The 23,739-nt window shown below is 58.2% G+C and carries 20 protein-coding genes and 1 pseudogene; 14 read left to right on the forward strand and 7 right to left on the reverse strand.

The genetic code is table 11. From position 1 onward, the window contains the following. Positions 1–27 precede the first annotated feature (27 nt). Positions 28–969 carry a class I SAM-dependent methyltransferase gene (locus ACWGTI_RS26150; protein ID WP_454589796.1) on the forward strand — a complete coding sequence of 314 codons (942 nt, stop codon included), beginning with the start codon at positions 28–30 and terminating at the stop codon, positions 967–969. 81 nt (positions 970–1,050) lie between these two features. On the opposite strand, the gene ACWGTI_RS26155 is transcribed toward ACWGTI_RS26150, so the two are convergent. From ACWGTI_RS26155 to ACWGTI_RS26175, 5 genes and pseudogenes are all read right to left on the reverse strand, one after another. Continuing rightward, positions 1,051–2,046, reverse strand: a complete 996-nt coding sequence (locus tag ACWGTI_RS26155; RefSeq protein ID WP_454589797.1) for a D-alanine--D-alanine ligase family protein — start codon at positions 2,044–2,046, stop codon at positions 1,051–1,053. 269 nt (positions 2,047–2,315) lie between these two features. Further along, the gene (locus ACWGTI_RS26160) at positions 2,316–2,864 is read right to left on the reverse strand and encodes a GNAT family N-acetyltransferase (protein ID WP_454589798.1); all 549 of its coding nucleotides are present in this window, start codon (positions 2,862–2,864) and stop codon (positions 2,316–2,318) included. Positions 2,865–3,012: 148 nt separating this feature from the next. Next, positions 3,013–4,260, reverse strand: coding sequence for an ATP-grasp domain-containing protein (locus ACWGTI_RS26165; protein ID WP_454589799.1), 1,248 nt, complete (start codon positions 4,258–4,260; stop codon positions 3,013–3,015). A 178-nt stretch (positions 4,261–4,438) separates the two neighbouring features. Next, positions 4,439–4,602, reverse strand: a pseudogene (locus ACWGTI_RS26170) (IS30 family transposase); the annotation flags it as partial. A gap of 256 nt (positions 4,603–4,858) precedes the next feature. Next, positions 4,859–5,179 carry a LysR family transcriptional regulator gene (locus ACWGTI_RS26175; protein WP_454589800.1) on the reverse strand — a complete coding sequence of 107 codons (321 nt, stop codon included), beginning with the start codon at positions 5,177–5,179 and terminating at the stop codon, positions 4,859–4,861. Positions 5,180–5,666: 487 nt separating this feature from the next. Here ACWGTI_RS26175 and ACWGTI_RS26180 point away from each other — a divergent pair, with 487 nt between their 5' ends. The 8 genes from ACWGTI_RS26180 (at position 5,667) to ACWGTI_RS26215 (ending at position 14,226) form a co-directional block, all read left to right on the forward strand. Next, positions 5,667–6,779 carry an ABC transporter ATP-binding protein gene (locus ACWGTI_RS26180; RefSeq protein ID WP_454589801.1) on the forward strand — a complete coding sequence of 371 codons (1,113 nt, stop codon included), beginning with the start codon at positions 5,667–5,669 and terminating at the stop codon, positions 6,777–6,779. 36 nt (positions 6,780–6,815) lie between these two features. Further along, positions 6,816–7,856, forward strand: a complete 1,041-nt coding sequence (locus ACWGTI_RS26185) for an extracellular solute-binding protein (RefSeq protein ID WP_454589802.1) — start codon at positions 6,816–6,818, stop codon at positions 7,854–7,856. 82 nt (positions 7,857–7,938) lie between these two features. After that, on the forward strand, positions 7,939–8,763 hold the full coding sequence (locus tag ACWGTI_RS26190; protein WP_454589803.1) for an ABC transporter permease: 825 nt from the start codon (positions 7,939–7,941) through the stop codon (positions 8,761–8,763). Between the two features lie 8 nt (positions 8,764–8,771). Beyond that, positions 8,772–9,668, forward strand: a complete 897-nt coding sequence (locus ACWGTI_RS26195; RefSeq protein ID WP_454589804.1) for an ABC transporter permease — start codon at positions 8,772–8,774, stop codon at positions 9,666–9,668. Positions 9,669–9,985: 317 nt separating this feature from the next. Further along, the gene (locus tag ACWGTI_RS26200; RefSeq protein ID WP_454589805.1) at positions 9,986–11,047 is read left to right on the forward strand and encodes a C45 family autoproteolytic acyltransferase/hydolase; all 1,062 of its coding nucleotides are present in this window, start codon (positions 9,986–9,988) and stop codon (positions 11,045–11,047) included. A gap of 218 nt (positions 11,048–11,265) precedes the next feature. Further along, entirely contained in the window at positions 11,266–12,570 is a 1,305-nt protein-coding gene (locus ACWGTI_RS26205; RefSeq protein WP_454589806.1) for an NAD(P)/FAD-dependent oxidoreductase, read from the forward strand. Positions 12,571–12,881: 311 nt separating this feature from the next. Beyond that, positions 12,882–13,580 carry a CoA transferase subunit A gene (locus ACWGTI_RS26210; RefSeq protein WP_454589807.1) on the forward strand — a complete coding sequence of 233 codons (699 nt, stop codon included), beginning with the start codon at positions 12,882–12,884 and terminating at the stop codon, positions 13,578–13,580. Positions 13,581–13,596: 16 nt separating this feature from the next. Beyond that, complete coding sequence (locus ACWGTI_RS26215; protein WP_454589808.1) at positions 13,597–14,226, forward strand: 3-oxoacid CoA-transferase subunit B; 630 nt, start codon at positions 13,597–13,599, stop codon at positions 14,224–14,226. A 150-nt stretch (positions 14,227–14,376) separates the two neighbouring features. Here ACWGTI_RS26215 and ACWGTI_RS26220 read toward each other — a convergent pair whose 3' ends face one another. Then, positions 14,377–15,339, reverse strand: coding sequence for a LysR family transcriptional regulator (locus ACWGTI_RS26220; RefSeq protein ID WP_454589809.1), 963 nt, complete (start codon positions 15,337–15,339; stop codon positions 14,377–14,379). 551 nt (positions 15,340–15,890) lie between these two features. On the opposite strand from ACWGTI_RS26220, the gene ACWGTI_RS26225 reads away from it, so the two are divergent. Beyond that, positions 15,891–16,658, forward strand: coding sequence for a class I SAM-dependent DNA methyltransferase (locus tag ACWGTI_RS26225; protein WP_454589810.1), 768 nt, complete (start codon positions 15,891–15,893; stop codon positions 16,656–16,658). A gap of 23 nt (positions 16,659–16,681) precedes the next feature. Here ACWGTI_RS26225 and ACWGTI_RS26230 read toward each other — a convergent pair whose 3' ends face one another. After that, the gene (locus ACWGTI_RS26230) at positions 16,682–18,457 is read right to left on the reverse strand and encodes a CocE/NonD family hydrolase (protein WP_454589811.1); all 1,776 of its coding nucleotides are present in this window, start codon (positions 18,455–18,457) and stop codon (positions 16,682–16,684) included. Positions 18,458–18,975: 518 nt separating this feature from the next. Between ACWGTI_RS26230 and ACWGTI_RS26235 the strand changes: the two genes are divergently transcribed. The 4 genes from ACWGTI_RS26235 (at position 18,976) to ACWGTI_RS26250 (ending at position 23,589) form a co-directional block, all read left to right on the forward strand. After that, positions 18,976–19,749, forward strand: coding sequence for an enoyl-CoA hydratase/isomerase family protein (locus tag ACWGTI_RS26235; RefSeq protein ID WP_454589812.1), 774 nt, complete (start codon positions 18,976–18,978; stop codon positions 19,747–19,749). Between the two features lie 2 nt (positions 19,750–19,751). Continuing rightward, positions 19,752–21,872 (forward strand): acetate--CoA ligase family protein, encoded by a 2,121-nt coding sequence (locus ACWGTI_RS26240; protein ID WP_454589813.1) that lies wholly within the window; start codon positions 19,752–19,754, stop codon positions 21,870–21,872. A 74-nt stretch (positions 21,873–21,946) separates the two neighbouring features. Next, entirely contained in the window at positions 21,947–22,807 is an 861-nt protein-coding gene (locus tag ACWGTI_RS26245; protein WP_454589814.1) for a hydroxymethylglutaryl-CoA lyase, read from the forward strand. Continuing rightward, entirely contained in the window at positions 22,804–23,589 is a 786-nt protein-coding gene (locus ACWGTI_RS26250) for a crotonase/enoyl-CoA hydratase family protein (protein WP_454589815.1), read from the forward strand. Before ACWGTI_RS26245 ends, ACWGTI_RS26250 begins: the two co-directional genes overlap by 4 nt. Positions 23,590–23,739 lie beyond the last annotated feature (150 nt).

The raw sequence follows: 23,739 nt of genomic DNA on the forward strand, positions 1-23,739 counted from the left end.
CGGCGCCTGGTCACCATGGAGAACACAATGTTTCCCAATACTATAGATTCGCACCTCTCCCAGTTGAAAAAAATAAACCCGGTGGCCTTCAAGGCCATCGAGCCCCGAATCCTCAGAGAGTCATTCGACCGCCTTGCCAAACTGTCGCGCAACGAGTTCACCCCGGAAGGGCGTGGTTCGGACTACCTCGATAGCATCCAACTGTCCCTGCTGGCACGATCGGAGGGCGTGATGGATTTATTGGGAAAAATGCACCCCAATGGTCGCGACGGATTGTGTTCATCACTGATCTTCTGCGATCTTCTCGCCGGTGACGGCTACGTGAACAAGGTAGCGCACCGGCTCTTGGGTGCAGCGCGCTGCCCAAGTTTCATCAACTCTGACGTCTCACAGTTCATGGTAGACCGTTGCATCCGAGATGGCCTGTTTGCGACCTGGCAGGGCGCGACCGATCCGTTCTGGATAAAAGATGGATCGGTGGATGGTGTGCTGATGGCTTACGGCACGCACCACATCCCGCGCGCTGAGCGCGGCACTGCTGTCCGGGCGGCTGCGCGTATTCTCCGGTCCGGTGGCATCTTCGTTCTTCATGACTTTGAAGAGGGCTCCCCCACTGCCCGCTGGTTCGCTGACGTGGTGTCAACGCATTCAGTGACCCCACATGACTATCCTCATTTTACCGCAGGCGAGGTGCTCGATCTGTTCGCTGCTGCGCAGTTTGATGACGTAACTGTGCAGCGAATCTCAGACCCGTTCGTCTTTCACGGAGGAGACGAAGAGAGCGCTCTCCAACTGTTAGCCGAATACGTCGTGAAGATGTACGGGCTAGAGCAGCTCCGGAACCACACGCAGCGCGTGATCGCCCTCCTTGATGAGTATTTCGGGGTCGTCGTGACACAAACATCTCACGGTGAGTTTGAAGCACGCATAGCGCGCAATGCCTTGGTCGGGAGCGGTCGACGGGTGTGAACACAATATCGTTGGCCCCATCGAGGGCCAGCGTTCGACGGACATGCAAAGTAGCCTGTCGCCTGGTGCGGTGTTTGCATGTCAGGGGAATGCGGATCCGAAATACCGCGTGTGAGCGACATCCAGGATGCGATTGACCAAGCCTGAGAAGCTGTATCCGGCGGTCATCGCGGCTAAGGCATAAGCATTGCCCGTATCGAACCCCGGCATGGTATTGATCTCCAGGACAAGCGGCTGGCCGGAGCGGTCGATCCGGAAGTCGATGCGAGCGTAGTCCCGGCATTGGCAGGCAAGGAAAGTCGCAACCGAAATATCCCGCAGCACCGTCGCAAGGCTGCTTCCGATCTGAGCGGGGCAAATCTTCGGCGGCGCCGCAGCCTCCATGTGCTTCGCTTCCCAAGTCACAAAACGCGTGTCGCGGTCGCCGAAATCCTGCTCCACAAGAGGCAACACTTCGAGTTCTTCGTTTCCCAGCAGCGCGACCCAAATTTCTTGCCCCTCGATATACTCTTCCACGAGCGCATCCTGAGCGAACTGCGTGACGATCACTTCTACGGCCTGCCTCAACTGAGCGGGCTCATGTACGAGCTGCACTCCACAGCTGTCCGATTCGTGACGGGGCTTCACTATCATTGGGAATCGCAGCTCGCCGGTACTTTCGGTGCCGTGACGCATCACGCGAAAATTCGGTGTTGGCAAGCCACGATCGCGGACGAGCCTCTTGGCGATAACCTTATCGAGCGCCAGCCCATGCCCGAGCGGACCGGATCCAGTGTACGGGACGCCAGCCATCTCGAGCATTGCCGGAACGTGGGTGAGACGGCTCTCCCCCTGAATTCCGTATGCCAGGTTGAAAACGATTCCCGAGGGGCAGGCTTGGGACGCAGGTGGCATGAACCGCTCGAGCGTGGCGAGCAGTCCTTTATCGCCTTCGCACAGCAGCGTCTCGTGCCCGCCCTCTTGTAGTGCCGCCGCCACGCGGTTGCCTGAATCGCGGCCGAATTTCTCGGGACAAGACTGACCAAACCGGTTGATCACACCTGTGGTTTCATCATTGCGCACAATAGCTATTCGCATGGGCTCCTCCTTGGATGGTTGCTCCGCTGTCACCTTCATTCGTTCGAATTTCTTCGACCGAAGACAACAACTCGTCTGGCGCCGCGTGCCCGCCGGTATCGGTTGGCCAAGCGGCGAGCTTGTTCCGACCTCCTCGGTCGGGAGTATGCGACACCGCTATGGCGCAACGGTCGTGCACCGTGTCCTAGCAATCGGCGTGCCACCGAGGAGGTTGTGCGAGCAGAGGGGCAAACCACGTGTTTGACGCCGTGACAGCCGGGATGCTGCGCTCATTGTGTCGGGTTCCGCTTCCGGTAGACCACGCCCGGCCGCAACCAATGACCCTCGCCGAACGTCCGGTTTTCGTAGTCGCGTGTTGGATCATAGATCATGCCGATCTTCTGCATGACCCTTTGGCTCGGCGCGTTCTCCCTGGCCGTGCAGGCGGCGACCTCAGGCAGACCGATTGACCAAGCGTAGTCGAGCCATGCCCGCGCGCCTTCCGGCGCGAGTCCTTTGCCCCAATGCTCCTTTGCGAGTACCCATCCGATTTCGACGCGCAGATGGTTGGGAATTGCCGCCTGCACCGTCTCCGAGAGGACGCCAAGCCCCATCAGGCCAATAAGCTCGCCGCTGCCTTTCAGCTCCGCCGCCTGATAGTGAAACCCGTTGGTCCGGGCGCGCTCGATCGCTAGGTCAATCCTGACATTCGCGTCCTCGACCGTCAGCACTTTGGAAGAGAACCGTCTGACCTGCGCATCCCCGTAAATTCTTGCCATTGGGCGTCGGTCTTTGTCCTCCCAGGGACGTAATATTAGACGTTCGGTCGTCAGCCTCATCGGTACAACTCATCGATATTTCGAGATGGATGTCGGCGACTATTCAAGCGGGATCGACCGAATCTTTCCACGAGCTGAGATACGTCCTCTGCCGCCCGCCTGCGTTTCTTCCGTCCTATCAATACATAAAGCTCGGCACCCACCGCCTCTACGAGACGCCACGTGTTGGTGGCCACCAATTCTTACTGTCCGCCGGGTTCGGGAACGGTGAGATCGACAAATCGATTGAGTCGACGGCACGCTGAAGTAGTGCCTCTGTCTCAGCACGGCTGGGTGAAACTGCAATGACAAAGCCAATCCAGTCGCGGAAATCGCCGTTCCTGACGATCGGCATGTTGGGTTTGGCGTACAATTTAACCTCGGCGATACCTGGCATAGCAGCCGCCCCACGCTCGCCATCGATCCAATCGAGGATGCCATCGCGATCAGGAACCAGGATCCGCGCGGCCGCAGTCTGCGAATGCTTTGTTCGCAAATCCCATTCCTCGCCAATGACGAGCTTGATGTGCTCGGTGACGAGGTCGACACCGCAAGCCAGTTGGACCAGTTGAGGAGTAGGCACGGCACCAAGGCGCGGATTGACCTCAATGACGACTGGGCCACGCTTCGTCCATCGGAATTCGATATTCATAGGCCCCCAGCCGACGCCGAGAGCTCGCATACAGCCAAGCGCAAGACCGGCGATACGCGAATGCTCCTCTTCAGTAAACGCCTCCGGGAACGTGAACTGACGAAGCACAAAATGCGGTGGGGGACCGAAGTCAGCGGCGGCAATCCCAATGACCTCATTTCCCATAGTTTCAATGCTATACTGGGGGCCTTGTGCGAATTCTTCGACCAATATCCCCGGCGAAGACCGCCATTTGTACTTCCCGCCCAAAAGATAGATCGTATGTTCGGCCACCTCGTCTGCGTTGCGGCACAATCGGACACCTTTGCTGCCTGCGCCTACGGCTGGCTTAAGAACCACCGGAAGGCCGATCTCTGTGGCAGCGCTTTCCACCTCCGCTGCATTTGCGGCGACGCGAAAAGCGGGTATTGGAACGCCGGCCTCTGCGAGGAGCTGACGTTGAGCGGGTTTGTCGCAGCATCGTTCAATCGATGCGGGGTTCGGTCCGGGTAGGTCGAAATGCCGGCAAAGTTTGCCAATGGTTGCGTAGTAATCCTCAAGGGACGACGTGATGCCAGCAATGTCATATGTAGCCCCTAAATGGGAACATTCGCGGATCAGCGCGTCGAGATTGTCGGTATCGACACAGATTGCCTCATAGTCGTACTGAGATGGATCAGCCGACAGGGTGATTGGATGAAGACCAAGACGCCGGGCCGCTTGGACGTATAGAAGACCAGTACCCGTCGTATCGCCTTCGACCAAGATGAGCGCTCTACTTGCCATTGGCGATGGCCTCCGTTGCATTTCTGTGCGGTTGAGCCTAAAAACAGGCACCAATCTTTCAGGGTGCTTGAGCTCGAACTTTGCAGTGAGGTTACCATCGTCAGTGATCCGCGGTCGCAAAGGTTCTGTCAATTTCGTTGAAGGATTTGTTGCGACGTAGATTAACTTTGTTGCGGATTCACGCAGTCGTCGCTACACCGATTGTGTTCACTCATGGCAGCAACGCGGCAATGCCTCTGCGAGCGTTTTCCAGCCGAGCGTCTTTCTCGGTCGGGCATTGAGGGCTGCTGCCACGGCGGCGATCTCCTCGGCGCTGTGGATGCTCAGGTCTGTACCTTCGGGAAGTACTGGCGCCCGGCCCTGGCGTCGGTTTCGTCAGGTTTTCGACATTCTTGTCCAGCTTAGGACACGAGGTTTGTGGATAGAGATGCGCGGGATCACGGTCGCGCAAAGCCCACGGCAGCGCCGCGCCAACAAGAGCACCAACGGGCTGCTGCGCGTCATCCCGCCACAAAAAGGGACAAAGCCAGAGCCCTTGATCGTTCCGTGGCATCCTACCGCGGGGAGCGGCTCAGGATCTCGCCCTAGCCGGCCCCAGTCAGGTTCGATCCATTCGACGTGCGGGGTCGCAGGTCGGGAATAGTTGCGGAATGATCCTTACGACTTCCGACGCCCGTGCAAAGCTGCTTGCGAGCAACCTATAGAGGTCTTCACCAGCACTGGTAAGCACGACGTCAGCCCCAGGCTCTACAATCAGCCGAACGCCAAGCTCCTCCTCGATGGCTTTGATCTGCCGACGGATCTGTCCCGATGTCAATTCAAGCTCGGAAGCCGCAAGCCTGAACGATAAATGGCGTGCCGATGCCTCGAATACCTCAAGGGCAGTCAGGAACGGGATGTCATAATGGAGATGGACCATTGAACACTCCAATAGAGAATTGGCAATCGCGAACCGAATGACATCGTATCCCGTGTCACCACTGACTCCGTGACGGATTGGGGCCGTCCGCCGCACCCGCGCAAATTGCGTGCCGAATTGGCGCATTTTAGTTGCACCACACACCCGTACTGACGGCCCCGCCCGAGCCACCCTGGCAATGCCCGGCGGCTGCAATGATCTCGGCCGGAATGCAACGACGATGATTCGCACCCTCTGATCTCCGCGAAGCTGTGAGCTGAGCCTCGCTGCGGCCGCTGCCAGGAATTTACGGTGACAGCGCGCTGTTCGGGAAGCAGGGCAGCAGCGGTATATCGGCCGAGCTCCGCATTCGCGATGAACGCCCGCAGATGCCTGAGAGGGTATTATTGCTCATTCGCGATTGATCTATGTCCATAAAATGTTAGACGCGCAATGGTTTTTAACGAAGATACAGGAAGCAGAGGAGAACTAGGGAGGCGCTCGGCTAATGGCATCGGTCAGTCTTGAGGGGCTTTCGAAGCAATACGGCCAGTTCCGCGCGCTGGAGCGGCTCGACTTCACGGCCGAACAGGGCGAGTTCGTGACCATTCTCGGACCCAGCGGGTCGGGAAAAACGACGGTCCTTTCGCTGATTGCCGGCCTGACGGAGCCAACCACCGGTCGTATTGTTCTCGGCGGGCGCGACGTCACGGCTACCCGGCCGGCGCAACGCAATATCGGGCTGGTGTTCCAGAGCTACGCGCTGTTTCCGCATATGTCAGTGTTCGACAACGTCGCCTTTCCGTTGAAGGTGCGCGGCGTGCCAGCAGAGGATGCGCGGCGGCGGGTCGGCGATGCGCTGGACCTAGTGCGCCTCCGCGGTTTCGAAGCGCGCCTCCCCGCCCAGCTTTCCGGCGGCCAGCAGCAGCGCGTTGCGTTTGCCCGGGCCATCGTGTTTCAACCGGATATCCTGCTACTCGACGAGCCGCTTGCGGCTCTGGACCGAATGCTGCGCGAGCAGTTGCAAGTCGAGCTGAAACAATTGCAACGCAAACTCGGGATTACTACGATCCTGGTCACCCACGATCAGGAGGAAGCACTTTCGCTCTCGGATCGCGTGCTTGTCTTGGCCGATGGTGCAGTCCAACAGATTGCTGAGCCCTTGGAAGCGTATACTAGACCCGCCAACCGGTTTGTCGCAGGCTTTCTCGGTACTACCAATTGCCTTGATGGCGAAGCGATCCGGCATGGTACCGGGAATTGGGTTATCCGGCTCCGCTCAGGCGAGGAATTGCCCTACCGCGCTTCGGACGAGCCGTCCGGGTCACTCGTTACCATCAGCATACGGCCTGAACATGTTCGCGTGCTCGGGCCTAATTCGGAGCGGGGTGTCCCCGCGACCGTCATCGAATCCGTCTATCTCGGCCAGACCGTTCGTTATCATGTCGAGACAGTGCACGGCACACCATTGATCGCCGCTTGCATGCAAACGGGGCGGCCATATCCGCCTGGGGCATCCGTTCGCCTCGATTGGGATTCTGAAGCCGTGTGGCTCATTCCTGAGGGCGGCACGTCCCGGACCAAGGCCCAGCCAGCCGCGCCCGAATTACTAAGAGTCTAACTCAACCACTAAGAAGATGCTGAGAGGAACTCCACGATGAAAACGAAAAGAACACTTTCCACTTTGTTAGCATTGCTTGCAGGCGTAACGATCTTCGCTGGTGCTTCCTTCGACGCAAGGGCGGATGATGCGGTAACTGAACTCCGCATGGTCGAAGCCGGCGGTCAATCCGGTGACTCGATCCAGAAAGGCTACATCGAGCCGTTCACGCAAAAGACTGGCGTAAAGGTGGTCCGCGAGAACCCGAACGGGATCGGAAAGCTGCAGGCGATGGTCGCGTCCGGCAGCATCTCGGCAGTGCTTTTCGAGCTCGTTGGCACTGAGGTCCAGCAGGCCAAGGCTTTGAACCTGATTGAACCGCTCGATTGGGGTGCGATCGCTCCCTTGCCGATGTTTCCCGAGGCGCGCGATGATTACGCACTGGGATATGAGTATTATTCAACAATCATGACGTGGCGTAAGGACGCCAAGGCGCCAAAGACCTTGGCCGATTTCTGGAATGTCAAAGATTTCCCGGGTAAGCGCGCCATCCCAGACATAGCATTTTATGCTATTCCGATGGCTTTGTTGGCTGACGGCGTTAAGCCTGAACAGCTCTATCCACTCGATCTTGACCGAGCCTTCAAGAGCTTGAAAAAGCTTAGCCCCGACGTTGCTGTCTGGTGGTCCACCGGTGCCCAGCCGCCCCAACTCCTGAATGACAATGAAGTTCAGTATGCTATCGCATGGTCAGGACGGGTCACCACCGAGCCGAAGCTGGACTACTCATTCAACCAAGGTCTGATCGATCTCAGCTTCTTCGCCGTCCCGCGCGGCGCCAACCCGGCGCAAAAGGCTGCCGCGATGAAGCTGCTGCACGAGATGACGGTGCCGGAGAATCAGGCTCTGGCGGCGACCGTCATTTCGTATACCGGAACCAGCCCGGATCTTAGTGCCCTCTTGCCAAAGGATAAGATCGGTCAGTTCCCGACCGCCAAGCAGAACAAGGATGTCCAGGTCGGTTACGACTACAAATGGTGGGTCGATCACGGCAAGGAAGTCGAAGAGCGCTGGCAGGAATTCAAGTTGGGACTTTGAAAGTATATTGAATCCTCCGGCTCGCTGCCCGGAAGTGAATAGGGCAGCGAGCCGGAAATAAAACAGCTGGCGGAATTAGGACATGGGACGTACCGGGTTCAATCGCAACGGCTTTGCATACGTGCTTCCGTTAGCTGTGATCATGTTGGTCGCATTCGACGTTCCGATTTTGCTAATGTTGCGTACCAGCTTTGCGCCCTCATGGACGATGGCAAATTACCAACACCTCATTGAGCAAGAGGTTTATCTCAAAGTCCTGCTGAACACCTTCAAGGTGGCCGCAATTACCACCTTTTGCTCCGCTTTGCTTGGATATCCAGTTGCCTATTGGATGACCCGGCTATCACCAACTGGGCGGTTGGTCGCGATGGCTTTCGTAGTCATACCCTTCTGGGTCAGCGTCCTGGTGAGGAGTTATGCCTGGATCGTACTCCTCGGAAATGCTGGCATCGTCAATCGGGCGCTGCTGTCTCTGGGTGTTATAGATCAACCAATCGCTCTGATGTACAACGAACTCGGGGTGATCATCGGCATGACGAACATTCTCATCCCGTTCATGGTCCTACCCCTCTATGCCGCGATGACGAAGCTCGACCGACGCCTACTGCAGGCCGCAGCGACCTTAGGCGGATCGGACGTCCAGACATTCTGGATGGTTTTCTTTCCCTTGACTCTGCCAGCTCTTGCCGCGAGCACTCTCCTGGTCTTCATCTCAGCAATCGGGTTTTACATCACTCCGGCACTCCTTGGCGGCGGGCGCGTCTCAATGATCGCAAATGTCCTCGACGTCTTGATCAATAAGATGCCGAGCTGGGAACTTGCTGCAGCAATTTCTACCGTATTGCTTGCGGCCAGCCTCGCTCTCTACGCGGTTTATCGCCGCGTCGCGCCGCATTCGGGCATGTGAGGAGTGTCATGAGCAATCGACAAGGGCGAAACGACCGCCACGACATGCCGATCACCCCGAGTGCATTTGATGCTGTGCCGATCGTGGTACACCAGCGCAAAATTGCCCTCGACCGCGTAATCCTGGGTGCGGCGGCGGTCTCAGTTCTCCTTTTCCTGTCTCTGCCGATCCTTGTTGTCGTGCCAATGTCGTTCTCGAGCGCGAGCGCACTCCAATTTCCACCACCTGGATTATCGCTTCGCTGGTATGCAGCATTCTTCACGGATCCACGCTGGATCGACGATCTATGGACCTCGTTAGAAGTGGCGCTTGCTGCAAGCACTCTGGCGCTACTGCTTGGAGGCTCGGCCGCATACGGCCTGGTGCGGGGGAGGTTTGCCGGACGGCTGGTTATCGAGGCCAATTTCATAGTGCCGATCGTGGTTCCGTCCATCATCACCGCTCTGGCGCTGTATCTTGTGTTCGCGCGTACCGGTCTGCTCGGAACCTTGCCGGCGCTTATCATCGGCCACATGGTCCTTGGGATTCCGGTAGTAGTCCTCGTGATGACCGTCGCCTTCCGGAGTTTCGACGTCAGATTAGAGCAAGTGGCCTTCACATTAGGGGCTTCTACGCGAGTAATGCTGTGGCGAGTCCTGCTTCCTAACGTTCTTCCCAGTATCGGAGCCGCCTGGATCTTCGCATTTATCACCAGCTTCGACGAGGTCATCGTCACGACCTTCATCTCAGGAACCTATGAAACCGTTCCGAAGCGGATGTTTAATGAGCTGGCACTCCAGATCAATCCGACGATCACGGCCATCGCCTCTTTGCTTACCGGAATCAGTATTTTTCTGCTCGTCGTATCGGCCCTGCTGATGAGGTTTGGAGAGCGGCCAAATCGGGATCTGACTAGCCCTATCTAGAGGGATCGCTGAACGAGCGGAATTATTCATGCATGGACATGAATGAGTGAGGGTTAGTCATGCGTCTGGCGAATAGGCGCCGCTTGGTCGGGGGTCAATGGACAGCGAGAGGTTGGCCGCCTTTGTTAGATCAAGTGCGTTCTCGGTGTCGACAGAGCTTCTTCAACGTACCACCAACCCCAAGGGACGGATTCTGAGGGAACGGATGGTGCTAACCGGGCCGGCCCTGCAGTTGGTATAGCCTCGCCGAATGCCCAATGTTGCGCCGGCTCGCTCCGGTAGATTCATAGTAACCTCAAAGAAAGCCGAGGCCGCATATGTCCAGAAATCCCATCTCCCGCGTTCGCGCTAAGGGCGACGCGTTTTCCATCGGCTTCACACTCGGGCGGGCGACCGCCTCCGGCTTCCGCCAGCGCGTCCTGGGCACCGAGGAATTCCAGGCTCTCTACGCTCGCTGGCGTGGATCGGAATATCTTCGTGCGCTCGAATCAGCAGCCCGCGCGGCCTATCCTCATATTGTGCGTGAGATCGAGGGCATCGCCGAAGGCGCCGGGCAGGATTTCGAAACGGTCTTCCTCTGGAACTGCCGGGGCGACCTACGACTTCCCGAGCACGTCTCTTCATTAACGAAAGCCGTAGCCGCCGCCGGTTGCACCACTCTTCTCATTCCAGCGGTAGGCGACGCTCCGGCGATAATCGCCCATAACGAGGACGGTGCCGCGGGGTTTCTAGGCGGTTGTATGTGGCTTGAGGTCGAGCCCGACGAAGGCCTCGCTTGGAGCAGTTTCATGTACCCCGGCATGCTGCCGGGGCACACATTTGGGTTAAACGAGGCTGGGGTCGTTCAGACTGTCAACCACATCAGCGCTCAAGATTTTCAGCCTGGCGTGCCCCGGCAGGTCATCTGCCGCGCGATCCTCAATGCGGGAAGTCTGGACGAGGCAGTCGACATACTTAAGCGTAAGGACCGTGCCAGTGGCTTTCATCACAATCTCGGTGAGGCGAAGACGCGACGGCTTGCCTCTGTCGAGGCGCCGGCCTCTGGCTGCGCCGTTCGGGAGGTCGCCTCACCGCGTGCCCACGCCAACCACCTCCTCTTCGAGGAATTCGACGGGCTGGAGCAGACGATCACCCTCTCTTCCCGCAACCGGCAGGATGCGGCGGACCGGATGATCGCGGAAGGCGCGCTCGTGATGGGCGCGGAGGCGGTGCTATTCGACAAGACCACCCCGATCTTTTGCGACAACAATCGGCAGGATGATACCGTCCAGACCCTCGCCACGAGCGTCTTCGCGCTTTTCCCTGATCGCATCGAATGGCGCGTGCACGCCACGCCGGCCGAACTCGACGCGCTAAGCGGAACGATACGTGTCGTCTAAATCAAAGCATCGCTATGATTCCATAAGACAATTACCAAGGCCTTGATGGCAGAATTGGCGGAGATGGTGTTACTCGGCCGCCTCATACGGTGCGCACCTCCGAAATCTTCGATCGGTGCTGCCTTCGATGCTGATCGCCAGAAAAGGCCGGCAGATCGCCGGCTTCGCTGTGATGCCGGAGTACAAACTCGGCGCTTCTTTGGAAATTGTGTGATGTCATGAGACAGAAATCGTATGCCGGCGACGGCAACTATCCGAACAGTTACTACGCCGCCTCCCGCAACATGCTCCGCACCCCAGTGCGGCTTCAGGGCCGGGTAGAAACCGACATTTGTGTCGTTGGCGCCGGCTATTCCGGGATGGCAACGGCAATCCACCTCGCGGAGAAGGGCTATAAGGTCGTTGTCGTCGAGGGTGCGCAGGTTGGCTGGGGTGCTTCCGGACGCAATGGCGGCCAGGTCATCAACGGCCTCGGTGCCAGCCTCGCGACGATCCAGCGCCGCTACGGCGAGGGCGCGGCGCGGTTTATCGGTGGTCTGGTCCAGGAAGGCGGCAAGATCATTCGCCGCCTCGTCAGCCAATATCATATCGAGTGCGACCTGAAGCCAGGAAACATCTATGCGGCCTATACTCCGGCGCATATGAAGGAGCTCGAATCCAAGCAGGCGCTCTGGCGCAAGTACGGCATGGACGACCATCAACTGCTCGACCGCGAGGCACTTCGCAAGCTGGTCAATTCGGGCGCCTATTGCGGGGGCATGCTCGATTCCAGCGGCGGCCATATGCATCCGCTGAATCTCGTGCTCGGCGAGGCCCGCGCCTTCGAAGGCCTCGGTGGCACCATATATGAGATGTCGCCGGTAATCCGCATCCGTAATACGGGTGCCCGGCCGATTGTCCAAACCACAGAGGGTGAAGTATCGGCTCGCGTCGTGGTGCTTTGTGGCAATGCCTATCTGGGCGACACCGTTCCCGAGCTCGTTTCCCGCGTCATGCCGGTCTCGACCCAAATGATCACCACCGTACCGCTCGGCGAAGAGGTTGCTCGTTCGCTGATTCCGAGCGACATGTGCGTCGAGGATGCCCGCTATATCCTCGACTACTTCCGACTCTCGGCCGACAAGCGGATGATCTTTGGGGGCGGCTCCGTCTATGGTGGCACGGATCCAGCCGACGTGGTGGCTAAGCTGCGGCCGAACCTCGAAAAGGTCTTCCCGCAACTCAAGGGCATCGCGATCGACTATGCTTGGAGCGGCAATTTTGCGCTGTCCTTCACGCGCGTGCCGCAAATGGGGCGAATCGGAGCGAACACCTATTTCACCCACGGCTGTAGTGGTCATGGCGTCACCGGATTCCACCTTTTTGGCCGCATCCTGGCCGAGGCAATCGACGGTGATGCGACGCGCTTCGATTTCTTCGAGAAGCTGCCATGGTATCCATTCCCAGGGGGTCGAATGTTCCGGGCGCAATATTCGACGCTGGGGTCATGGTGGTACATGTTTAGGGATGCGGTCGGATGGTAGCGGTAGCTCTCCGGGGATTGTGGTATCGAGCCGTCCTATCTGCCATCCGTTTGGTGACTTTCGATACGCAAAGCAACAGCCTGCCGCCGTTGTCCAGTCGTCACGCGACCGAGACCTACGCGCGGCGCGCCCTGCCGGTGTCCTCCCCATCGGCAGGGCGGTATATCCACGCGCTGGACGGGGCGTTTGCGGCGCGTCTGGACGACCTGTGAGCAGGCTCTAGCTTACAAGTCCTCGTTAAGAAATGCCAATTCTAACGGTGAACGTCGGTCCGCCGATCGGCTCAGCACTATCCATTTTGGAGGCGTGACGTGAACAAAATTTATACCGACGCGGGCTCGGCGCTTGATGGTTTGTTGTTCGACGGGATGTTCGTTGCCGCGGGCGGGTTTGGGCTTTGTGGCATACCCGAACTCTTGATCACCGCGATCCGGGAGGCATGCACCAAGGACCTGACGATTGCTTCGAACAATTGCGGCGTCGACGATTTCGGTCTCGGCGTGCTGTTGAAGTCGAAACAGATCAAAAAGATGATTTCCTCTTACGTCGGCGAAAATGCCGAGTTCATGCGCCAGTATCTGAGCGGTGAACTGGAACTCGAATTCAATCCGCAGGGGACGCTCGCCGAGCGCATGCGCGCCGGCGGCGCCGGCATCGCCGGCTTCTATACTAAGACCGGCATGGGCACCTTGGTCGCGGAGGGCAAGGAGCACAAGAGCTTCAACGGCGAGACCTATGTGCTTGAAACAGCCATCGTCGCGGACCTGTCGATCGTCAAAGCCTGGAAGGCGGACACATCAGGCAATCTCGTTTTTCGCAAGACAGCACGCAACTTCAACCCGCCGGCCGCGACCTGCGGAACGGTTTGCGTGGCGGAGGTCGAGGAGATCGTCCCTGCCGGAAGCCTAGATCCCGATCAGATCCACCTGCCGGGGATATATGTGCATCGCCTTGTCCAGGGCGCGCACGAGAAACGTATCGAACAGCGCACGACACGCGCGGCAGCTTGAGGGCAGGGAGAGACGAATGGCTTGGGACAGGAACCAGATGGCGGCGCGGGCCGCGCGCGAACTTGAAGACGGCACCTACGTCAATCTCGGCATCGGCATTCCGACGCTTGTCGCCAATCATATTCCCGAGGGCGTTCAAGTGACGCTGCACTCGGAGAACGGCCTGCTCGGCATAGGTCCCTTCCCGACCGAAGACGCGGTTGACGCCGACCTCATCAATGCGGGCAAACAGACGGTGACGGCACTGCCGCATTCGGCCTTCTTTGACTCGGCTCAAAGCTTCGCAATGATCCGCGGCGGCAAGATCGCCATGGCTATCCTCGGCGCTATGGAAGTTTCGGAGAGTGGGGACCTCGCCAACTGGATGATCCCCGGCAAGCTGGTTAAGGGCATGGGCGGCGCAATGGATCTGGTTGCCGGCGTGAAGCGGGTGGTCGTCGTCATGGACCATACCAACAGGGCAGGAGAGTCGAAGGTCCTAAAAGCGTGCACGCTGCCGCTGACGGGCCAGGGCGTGGTCGATCGGATCATCACCAACCTTGGCGTGCTCGACGTCGTCGAAGGCGGTTTGAAGCTCGTTGAACTTGCCGACGGCATCACTGACAGCGAGCTGCGCAGCGCAACCGAAGCAACGATCGTTGAGTGATCTACCAACGGTCCTTTAGTGCAGGCTAGACGTCACCGACCCCTGTCGACATCGGGGGGCTACCCCGAGCACTCCATCCATCGGTCAGCGATCAAGGCCTGTCCGAACTCTTCCGAAATCTACGATAGCGGGTGCGCTTTCGCTCGTTTCCTATTTCTTTTTCGTGGGATCAGGCTGCGACTTGTCTAACCATCTGGCTCCGGTCGGAATTCTGAATTCCTGCTTTGCTCCCTGCCGCAGCATTTCCATGAGAATTCCGGCAGCCGGAGGCATAGGTGTCTGTGGATCGTGGATAAGATAGATCTCGCGTTCGACTACCGGATCCACCAACTTTTTTTGGGCAAATTCGCAAAACTGCATCATGGGCAGGACAAGGCTGGGCACTGCGGATACGCCTAGATCGGCGGATACGAGGCCCGCAACCGCGCCGACGTCACGAACCTCTGTGACGGTCCCGAGTTGAATTTCGGCAATTTGCAAAGCGCGATCCACACACGTGCGAATGCTGCTCAAAGGATCGAATGCGACGAAGTCTTCCCCAGCCAAGTCGTTCCAGGACACTGTTTCCATGTCCGCAAATCTGTGAGATTTCGAGCAGATGCAGATCAGTCTATCCGCAACGATCCGTTCGCAGACCAGCCGTCCTTTCGCCCTTGGAAAGGAAGTGATGCCAAAATCGACTTGTCCGTTGGATACGTAATTAACAACCTCCTCCGCAAAACCGTCCTTTACCGATATTCTAACGTTGGGTCTGGCTTTCCGGAATTCGGAAATGACCGTTGGCAGTATGATGGACGCGACCGACGATAGTGCCGCCAGGCTCACGACCCCATTCAGTCCGCTATGGTAAAGCTGGAACCGTGACATCGCGCTGTCGAATTCCTCAAGGACACGGCGCGCGTTCATTAAAAGCTGTTCGCCGGATGCTGTGACAACGACCCGCCTTGTAGTGCGCTCGAACAGGCGGGTGTCCAGTTCCTCCTCGATCTCCACAATTGTTCGGCTTAAAGCCGACTGCGAGACGTTCAGAAACTGGGCTGCAGCGGTATACCCGCCCCGGTCCGCGATCGCGACGAACGCACGCAAATGCCTGAGAGTGATATTATTCCTCATTCGCGATCGATCTTTACTTAAATCATGTTGGATGCGCAATAGTGTGTGACGAATGCATCGATGTCAGCGTACGCGCGAAGCTGAGGCCCGTTCAGTGCTGGCAATTCCCCCGTCAAAGTGACCTCTTAATCTTCTGGGCCGTCACCCCGACATCCGCTCCGTCCTCAAAACCGCCCGACAACGGATCATCAATCCACTCTATGGTTTAACCTCAACCCTCAGCGCCCACCGCAAGCGGAGGGGTGAGCAATTATCGATTCCGTCTGTCTGCAACGGCACAATTTTGTGCGGTTTCCGACAATCGCCAGTCGGTCGCTGAACTGGTCGCAATCCTGCGGCGGATGCGCCACGCGCCGCCATAGATCTCGTTTCGCATCACCACCGGTTGGATCCGACTAGTTGGCATAGCGCTTGCTCTTTGAGCCGCGAGGTTCACCCAAGAACGGAGCCGTCCAATGTCCGTTCTGATGACACACTTGAAACCCTGAGCACGTCGTCGCCCTTCGGCCAGTTGCTGGTGACGGATATACAAAAATACAGGAGTATCGAATATGTCTAATGAGTATGGCTATGACGAGAATTCGGCTCCAACCTATGAACAAATTACCAGCATGCTAGGTAAAGTCGCTGAGGCAGACGAAACTGCCGCCTTTCTTGAGCGATTTTCCGGCGAAAGGGGTGCCCTTGAACTTGGTATAGGCAGCGGGCGCGTGGCGGTGCCATTGAGCGAGCGCGGCGTCAAGGTCGAAGGTATCGACAATTCGGACAGCATGTTGAAACTTCTCGCCAAGCGTACCGGTCTGATCAAGGCCTGGAAGGAGGACATTGCCGATTTCAGTCCAGAGCAACGCTACGATCTGGTCTATTGTGTTTATAACACGTTTACGCTGCTTGCCAGGCGTGAAGAGCAAATAGCTTGCCTCAGATCTGCTGCACAGGCGCTAGGTGAGGGGGGAGTTTTTGTGATAGAACTGCGTGTTCCAGCCTTGGCCGGTTTCGTCAACGGCCAGAAAACTTCTACTACACTCGTTGATCACGATAATACATTCATCAATGCGGCAATTCACGACCCACTTAACCAGAACTTGATTTCAACCCTCCTCTGGTTTTCTGGCACATCGGTCAGACGTTTCCCACAGCGTAGTCGGTACGTTTTTCACCAGGAGCTCGATACCATGGCCGAATACGTAGGACTGGAGTTAGCGGAGCGCTGGGGAGATTGGGCGAGAGGTGCGTTCACTGATGCATCCAACCGTCATATCTCGGTTTACCGCCGAACAGGATCGCCGAAGACCTCTCCCCATTCGGCAGATCCCTAGTTTGTAACAATATGGGCTTCTGCTCAAGGCTCGATAATCGGCAGGTCGATGTAACAACCGGCCGGGCCTCGATGAAATTGGAGGATGGGCGGCTCGCCGTCGACGGGAACATTTGCAAAGGTGGTCTTGTCGCTACCAGCGAGACACACCCTCAGACGGTAGCCGGCCGGGACACGGGCGGAAATCGGATGCAACGTGAAAGTCAGGATCGCGGCCTCGCCCGGTATAAGCGGTTCGGCGTCGCGTCTCAGGTAGCTGTGCTGTGCTCCCAGCGCGCTGAATGGTGAGTCCGCCCACACCTTTCGGTGCAAGGCGCGAAGCTGGCCGTCGGTGAGGTAACAGGACACTCCGTCGGGCTTCACGGCTTCCAGATAGGCGAAAAAGTTACCGTCCTCGCGGGTCGACGTGATGTTCAAATGGACTACTATATGTCCTGTTATCTCGACATCGCCGGTCAACGGCTCGCTCGTGTAGCAAAGGCGAGCGGCGTCGAACTGTTGCCGATCTCCATAATCTACCTTGCCCGCGTCGTTATTAGTGGCCCACCGATTCGATCTGACATCTCCCAAGGCAGGGTCGACCTGGAGCGTGTCGAAACCCATCTCGCCACGCGACGCGCTTAGGCTGAAGTTATTTGCCATGTGCCACCGACGGAGGGTGGCGCGGGGAGGCCATGAGCGCGTCGATTTCCAAACGCCTTCCCCGAGGGTGTAGTAATGGAGAACTTTTCCCTGCTCGGCGGCGGCCTGACCGCTAAAGCACGCGTCCGCGAAACGGATGTCGTTTGCCTGCTGCGTTGGTGTCGTGGGAAGGATCGTCTTACCGGGGCCGAGGAGGGGGTCGTAAGGAATCTCGCCGCCATGGTTCCACGGACCTATGATCACGTTCATCGGATATGACTGTCGCAGGAAACGACGAATGGCCCCTTGCGCGGTGCCGGCATCGAACCACCCCGCCCAGGTCTGGGTTGGGGTCGCTGAGCTATCCAGTGTGTCCGCTACTTCCTGAATACTCCAGTCAAGCATGGAGGCCCCGCCCCAGGACGCGGGACGATCGTCCTTAAACGCCACCTGTCGAAATCCCTCCCAGACAGACGGAACGCGCTCGTGATCGCGCAGGGCCGCGTGAAGCTCTGCCTCGCCGTTCGAGCAGACTGGACGCACGCCCACCGATTTCTCGCCGTCCGCGAGCGTCAACAGATTGCGGTCGAGATCTTTGACCCGATTGCCCCACGTTTGCCCTATGAAGGCATTCGGCACTCCTCCAGGAAAGTAGTCATCTTCATAAGGATCGTAGTCTGGAAAGCGTGGAATGATGCCCTTGAGCGCAACGTGGTTTCGTTCCGCCATCCAGTCGGCAGTAATGGCGGTGTAAGAAAAGCCATAGCCTACGACGCGGCCGGTAGACCAAGGCTGCGCGACGATCCAGTCGAGCACTTCGCTGAAATCCAATGTCTCATCGCGCGCGCGATGATAAGGCCACACTCCGAAAGAGGCTCCGGTTCCGCGAACATCTCCAACAACAACGGCATAACCGTGCGGCACAAATTGGTCGGCAAGGTGGTTGGACGGACGGCCTTTGATCCCGCGCCAGTAGCGGGTCATGATCAGAATAGTATCAAGACTAGTGCTGGGATCAGCCTTGTCTAACGGGCGGGAGACATCCAAGGCCAGTTTCACGCCGTCGCGCATCGTCACATATGTCGATTCCACATGTCCGATCTTAAAGGGCATCGCAGCAGCACCATCAAGATCGAAGCGGAAAATCGAATTTGGCGTCCCCTGACGAGAGCGACTCATACAGTCTCCTTATCCTCTAATCTTTCCCAAATGCATTATCGCGTCCGATCCGCAGGTGAGGCTCGTTCTCACGATCGGAATGATTGGCGCGTACTACGGCACTGCGTCCAACATTATTTGGGTATAGATTGATCGCAAAAGGACACTAATAAACCTGGCTGGTCAGGTATTTGCGTGTTGGTTGCGATCGTGGGGCGAGGCGACACAGGGCCGCGGCCCGGTCTTTGAACATCACTCTCGGCTAGTGGCACGAAGGCGATTACATCGCCGGATGTTCGTTCATGGAAGGATGACAACCCGAACTGCTTGACCGCCGATCGCCAAGCTCGTGACTAACATTTCGGCTTTTGTCGGCGTCACGGCCCGGATTTTGCGCGCGACCTGCCGTCCGCGCCAGCAACGAATGTCCGGAGTGCCTACCGATTATTGCGCTCGCACGATCAATCTATGTTCAAAAAATGTTAGACGCGCAATATTTTTTGGCGACACTGGAGGGATCAGCCGCAAAGAGAATATCCATGAACGAAGTTGTTACGAAGCAAGAAAAACAAGCGTTTCACATTATCTTCAACCGCCCAGAGCGGCTGAATGCCGTCAACGAAGTCCTTTATCAACAAACGCTGGATGCCCTGCAGTATGCAGATAAAGACCCAAATATACGCTGTGTGGTCCTTTCCGGAAACGGTCGGGCATTCTGTGCGGGTGCCGATCTAAAGGCCCACAAATCGGGCGAGCGGACGCGCGGTGAGCGCGAGGCTTATATCACGCTTGGGCAGCGCGTTTGCGAACAGATTCAGACGATGAAAACGCCCGTTATCGCCCAAGTGCATGGTTATGCCGTCGGGGGCGGAGCGGAAATCGCGACCTCTGCTGATTTTCTGATCATATCCGAGGATGCCCAGCTCGGGTTTCCGGAAGTCGCCATTGGCACTTATGTAGGGGGAGGTGTGACGGTCCGACTCCCTAGCCTTATTGGATTAAGAAATGCGGCAAGTCTTTTGCTGCTGGGCAACAGGATCACCGGCGCGAAATGCTTGGAGATTGGCCTGGCAACCGAGGCTCCGCCAGCGGATCAGCTGGAGGAGCGTACCGCCGCGCTGGTGGAGCGACTCGTAAAGAACGCGCCATTGCCGATGGCCCGCCTTAAGGCGGCGATCAATTTCCCGAAAAGCCCTGAAAGCCTGTTCCGTGCCGAGGCCGAAGACGTGCTGGCCATCATGGAAACGAAGGATTGGGCTGAGGGAGTCGCAGCTTTTGCCGAACGCCGCTCCCCCAAGTTTGAAGGAAGATAGGAATGGACGCCCTCAATAAAGCAACAGCGGTGAGCCGCATACTTGAGCCGCATTCCGTCGCGGTCATTGGCGCATCTGCAAGTCCCTCCAAGCGCGGATATCAGATCATCAGCGCGTTGCAAAAGGCCGGCTACAGTTGTTCAATCCTTCCGGTCAACCCAAAGGGAGGGACTATCCTGGGTTTGCCCGTCGTCACCGAAATTGATGCCCTTCCGGAGGGCGTTGATATTGCGGTGATAGTTCGGCCGGCTGAGGAGGTGCCAGATCTTCTTCTCCAGTGCGGCAAGAAGGGCCTCGCGGGTGCCATTGTTGTCGCACATGGGTTTGGCGAGCGGGGAGACCAAGCAGCAAGCACGGAAAAGAGATTGCGTGACGCCTTAGCAGAAAGCGGGGTCCGCATTATTGGGCCCAACACGTCAGGCATGGTAAACTGTACCGTGCAGGCGGACCTAATCGGCCTGCCGGAACTGCCGCCAAAGGGACCCGTCAGCGTCTTAACGCAAAGCGGCAACATGATTTTGACGGTGCTCGAAGACAGCCGCGCGATTAACGGTCCCGGCTTCGATGTCATTGCTGGTTTAGGGAACCAGGCTGATGTTGGATATGACGAACTGATCGAAGAGCTTTGCCTGCGCAAGAGCACTCGTTCAATTGCGATCTACAATGAAGGTTTCATTGATGGGCGGCGTTTTCTGAATTCGGCCGCACGAGTAGCGGAGAGCTGTCCGATTGTAATGCTCCGAGGAGTGCGATCCCACGAAGGTGGAAAGGCGGCGCTTTCTCATACGGGTTCGATTGCTGGCGCTGACGATATCGCTCTGAGGGTGCTGCCGCAAATGGGCGTTACGCTGGTCGATCGCTCGGATGAATTGCTTCCGATAGCTGCGCTTCTGGCAACCACTCCTCTTCCCAGACCAGGGGCTGGGATTGTGGTTCTGGCTGACGGTGGTGGACATGCCACGCTGGCGGTTGATGCTCTATCTCGCGCGGGGGTACCCTTTGCATCTCTTTCTGGGGAAACCAAAGCTAAGTTGAGAAAGGTGCTCGGGGAGGAAGCCAGTGTCGAAAATCCGATCGACGTTTACAGCGCCATAGATGCCCATCCGGATGTCTTTCCGGAATGCATTGAGATCTTGGCGGCAGATCCAGAGGTAGGGCTCATTCTGACATCCGGGATGTTTGGAGCGTACCACTTAAGATTCGAAGCTTCTCTCGTGACAGCTGAGAATTCGGCCGCCGAGCGTATCGTTGCATTGCAAAAGACCTCTGGCCTTCCTCTAGTTTTCCATAGTTGCTACGCCAGCCGAATGCCTGAGAACCACCAGATCTTGCGAAATGGCGGCATGCAAGTCTTTACCTCGTTGGATTGGACTGTTGCAGGCGCGAGAGCGCTCTTCGAGAGGGCAACTTGGCTTTCGAAGCACAGCAGCCACAACGCAACGTTGGCAACTGGGGGGCCGCGCGTGGTCGTTCCCAACGGCTTGTCGGCAGAGACGACGGCTCGCGAGATACTGCAGAAATTGGGCGTGGACACTGGTCAATGGTTGGCTGCTGTCGATGCGGAATCCGTCGAGGCAGCCGTTTCCGGGTTCGCAACTTCTTGCGCGGTGAAGGTCGATTCGGCGGCGGTCAGCCACAAGTCTGATGTAGGCGGCGTGCGTCTCGGTGTGACGCGAGAGGCGGCGCGAGCTGCCGCCGCCGATATCGCAGGGGCCCTGGCGTCCCACGCCGCTCCGGTGACAAGCTTAGGCTTTATCGTCACGCCGATGGTGGTTGGGGGTGTGGAATTGTTCGTTGGCGCTACCAACGATCCTATTTTCGGTCCGGTGGTCTTGTTCGGCTCAGGCGGCGTGCTGGTTGAGGCGGCCAAAGACGTGACCTTCCGCGCGGCACCGGTTTCTCCCGAGGAAGCCTTGAACATGATTGAGGAAACGCGTGTTGCGAAGATCCTCGACGGTTTCAGGCACTTTCCGAGAGTCGACAAGCTATCTCTCGCCAACTTCATCTCGTCCTTGTCTATGGCGGTCTTGAGAATGGCAAATCTTGCGGAGCTCGACATCAACCCGATTATCGCTAACGAAAGCGGTATCTATCCGGTGGATGTGAGGTTGGTCGGAAAATAATAGCCGCCGTGCACGCAGGCGATCCTTTGGTTGCCGATGATTAAATCGCTTATTTTCAGCCAAAGGCCTAGCCGATGGGCAAATTCGTTCGCATTTTCGAGATGTCGGCACGCGACGGGCTCCAAAACGAGGGGCGCCTCGTGCCGGCTGCTGAAAAGATTCGACTTATTGACATGCTGTCAAACTGCGGCTTGCAGAAGATCGAGGCAACCTCCTTCGTGTCGCCGAGGTGGGTGCCGCAGATGGCTGACGCTGCAGGGGTTATGGCCGGCATTCGCCGTGCGCCCGGCGTCGTCTACGCGGGGCTGGTCCCCAACTTGAAGGGCTACGAAGCGGCGCGGGCGGCCAACGCTGACGAGATCGCCGTGTTCGCCTCGGCCTCCGAAACCTTCAGCCATAAGAACATCAACTGCTCGATTGCCGAGAGCCTCGAGCGGTTCCGCCCCGTGCTCGCTGCGGCTTCCGCCGACGGCATTCCGGTGCGGGGCTATGTCTCCTGCGTCACCGACTGTCCTTACGAAGGGCCGATACCACCGGCTGCCGCCGTGAGGGTTGCGGCCCAACTCCTCGCGATGGGCTGCTATGAGATTTCGCTTGGCGACACAATCGGGCAAGGGACCCCTGCCACCATCGCTGCCATGCTCGATACCGCGTTGGAAGAGGTGCCGGCCGAGAGGCTTGCCGGACATTACCACGACACGCGGGGTTGGGCCCTCGATAACATCCTCGTAAGCTTGGAGAAGGGCTTGCGCACCTTCGACGCGGCGGTTGGAGGCCTGGGCGGCTGTCCTTTCGCCCCCGGTGCGAAGGGCAATGTGGACACCCTCTCCGTCGCCGCAATGCTAGCCGACAAAAGCTATGAGACGGGCCTCGATATCGAGCGACTAGGGGCGGCGGCCCGCTTCGCGGACAGCCTGAGAGGGGGGCGGCCATGAACTTCGAGACCATCCGCGTCACAACTGACGAGATCGGCGTCTCTACGTTGACCCTCGCCCGCTCGGACAAGCACAACGCCATGTCGGGACAGATGATCGCCGAGCTTGCGGCCGCCGCCGAACTGCTCGCCAATGACGACAACGTGCGAGCGGTGGTCCTGACGGGCGAGCGGGATAGCTTCTGTGCCGGTGCCGATCTCGCCTGGATGCGGGCGCTGGCGTCCGCCGCGCGTGACGAGCGAATCGCCGAGGCCAGGAAGCTGGCCCTGGCTCTGCGCGCGCTCAACGAACTACCCAAGCCGCTGATCGGCCGCATCAACGGCGAAGCATTCGGCGGCGGTCTCGGCCTAATGAGCGTCTGCGACGTCGCGATCGCAGTCGACACCGCGAAGTTCGGCTTCACCGAGGTCAGACTAGGCCTCATCCCCGCGACGATCTCTCCATATGTCCTGGCTCGGATGGGGGAGGGCCGGGCGCGGCGAGTCTTCATGTCAGGCAAGATATTCAACGCCAATGAAGCCAGCGAACTCGGACTGCTTTCCCGCGCCGTGCCTCTAGCCGACTTGGAAGCGGCCGTCGAGGCCGAGATCCGACCCTATCGCTCGGCCTCGCCGCAGGCCGTCGCCGCCGCCAAGGCGCTTGCGCGCCAACTCGGGCCCGCTATCGACCACGCCGTGATCGGTGACACGATCGCTATGCTGGCCGATACGTGGGAATCGACCGATGCCGCCGAAGGAATCGCGGCTTTCTTCGATCGCCGCATGCCACGCTGGCAGGCGTGAGGCGGGGGATTGCATTTCAATCGCCGACAACTCCGAATGAGAGCAGTCTGTTTCCGCCATTTAACATAATGGATATTGGACTAACCCGCGTCGCGGAGCGGGAAGGAAGCGATGCACCGCCAAGCGCCGTCTTGCGGTAGCGTCGGTCAT

Source organism: Mesorhizobium sp. ArgA1 (assembly GCF_053714375.1).

Coding starts and splice junctions, on each gene's coding strand:
- ACWGTI_RS26185 (WP_454589802.1), top strand. CDS start 6,816: ATGAAAACGAAAAGAACACTTTCCACTTTGTTAGCATTGCTTGCAGGC.
- ACWGTI_RS26160 (WP_454589798.1), bottom strand. CDS start 2,864: ATGAGGCTGACGACCGAACGTCTAATATTACGTCCCTGGGAGGACAAA.
- ACWGTI_RS26155 (WP_454589797.1), bottom strand. CDS start 2,046: ATGCGAATAGCTATTGTGCGCAATGATGAAACCACAGGTGTGATCAAC.
- ACWGTI_RS26200 (WP_454589805.1), top strand. CDS start 9,986: ATGTCCAGAAATCCCATCTCCCGCGTTCGCGCTAAGGGCGACGCGTTT.
- ACWGTI_RS26250 (WP_454589815.1), top strand. CDS start 22,804: ATGAACTTCGAGACCATCCGCGTCACAACTGACGAGATCGGCGTCTCT.
- ACWGTI_RS26150 (WP_454589796.1), top strand. CDS start 28: ATGTTTCCCAATACTATAGATTCGCACCTCTCCCAGTTGAAAAAAATA.
- ACWGTI_RS26240 (WP_454589813.1), top strand. CDS start 19,752: ATGGACGCCCTCAATAAAGCAACAGCGGTGAGCCGCATACTTGAGCCG.
- ACWGTI_RS26175 (WP_454589800.1), bottom strand. CDS start 5,179: ATGGTCCATCTCCATTATGACATCCCGTTCCTGACTGCCCTTGAGGTA.
- ACWGTI_RS26220 (WP_454589809.1), bottom strand. CDS start 15,339: ATGAGGAATAATATCACTCTCAGGCATTTGCGTGCGTTCGTCGCGATC.
- ACWGTI_RS26230 (WP_454589811.1), bottom strand. CDS start 18,457: ATGAGTCGCTCTCGTCAGGGGACGCCAAATTCGATTTTCCGCTTCGAT.
- ACWGTI_RS26235 (WP_454589812.1), top strand. CDS start 18,976: ATGAACGAAGTTGTTACGAAGCAAGAAAAACAAGCGTTTCACATTATC.
- ACWGTI_RS26195 (WP_454589804.1), top strand. CDS start 8,772: ATGAGCAATCGACAAGGGCGAAACGACCGCCACGACATGCCGATCACC.
- ACWGTI_RS26245 (WP_454589814.1), top strand. CDS start 21,947: ATGGGCAAATTCGTTCGCATTTTCGAGATGTCGGCACGCGACGGGCTC.
- ACWGTI_RS26180 (WP_454589801.1), top strand. CDS start 5,667: ATGGCATCGGTCAGTCTTGAGGGGCTTTCGAAGCAATACGGCCAGTTC.
- ACWGTI_RS26190 (WP_454589803.1), top strand. CDS start 7,939: ATGGGACGTACCGGGTTCAATCGCAACGGCTTTGCATACGTGCTTCCG.
- ACWGTI_RS26225 (WP_454589810.1), top strand. CDS start 15,891: ATGTCTAATGAGTATGGCTATGACGAGAATTCGGCTCCAACCTATGAA.
- ACWGTI_RS26165 (WP_454589799.1), bottom strand. CDS start 4,260: ATGGCAAGTAGAGCGCTCATCTTGGTCGAAGGCGATACGACGGGTACT.
- ACWGTI_RS26205 (WP_454589806.1), top strand. CDS start 11,266: ATGAGACAGAAATCGTATGCCGGCGACGGCAACTATCCGAACAGTTAC.
- ACWGTI_RS26215 (WP_454589808.1), top strand. CDS start 13,597: ATGGCTTGGGACAGGAACCAGATGGCGGCGCGGGCCGCGCGCGAACTT.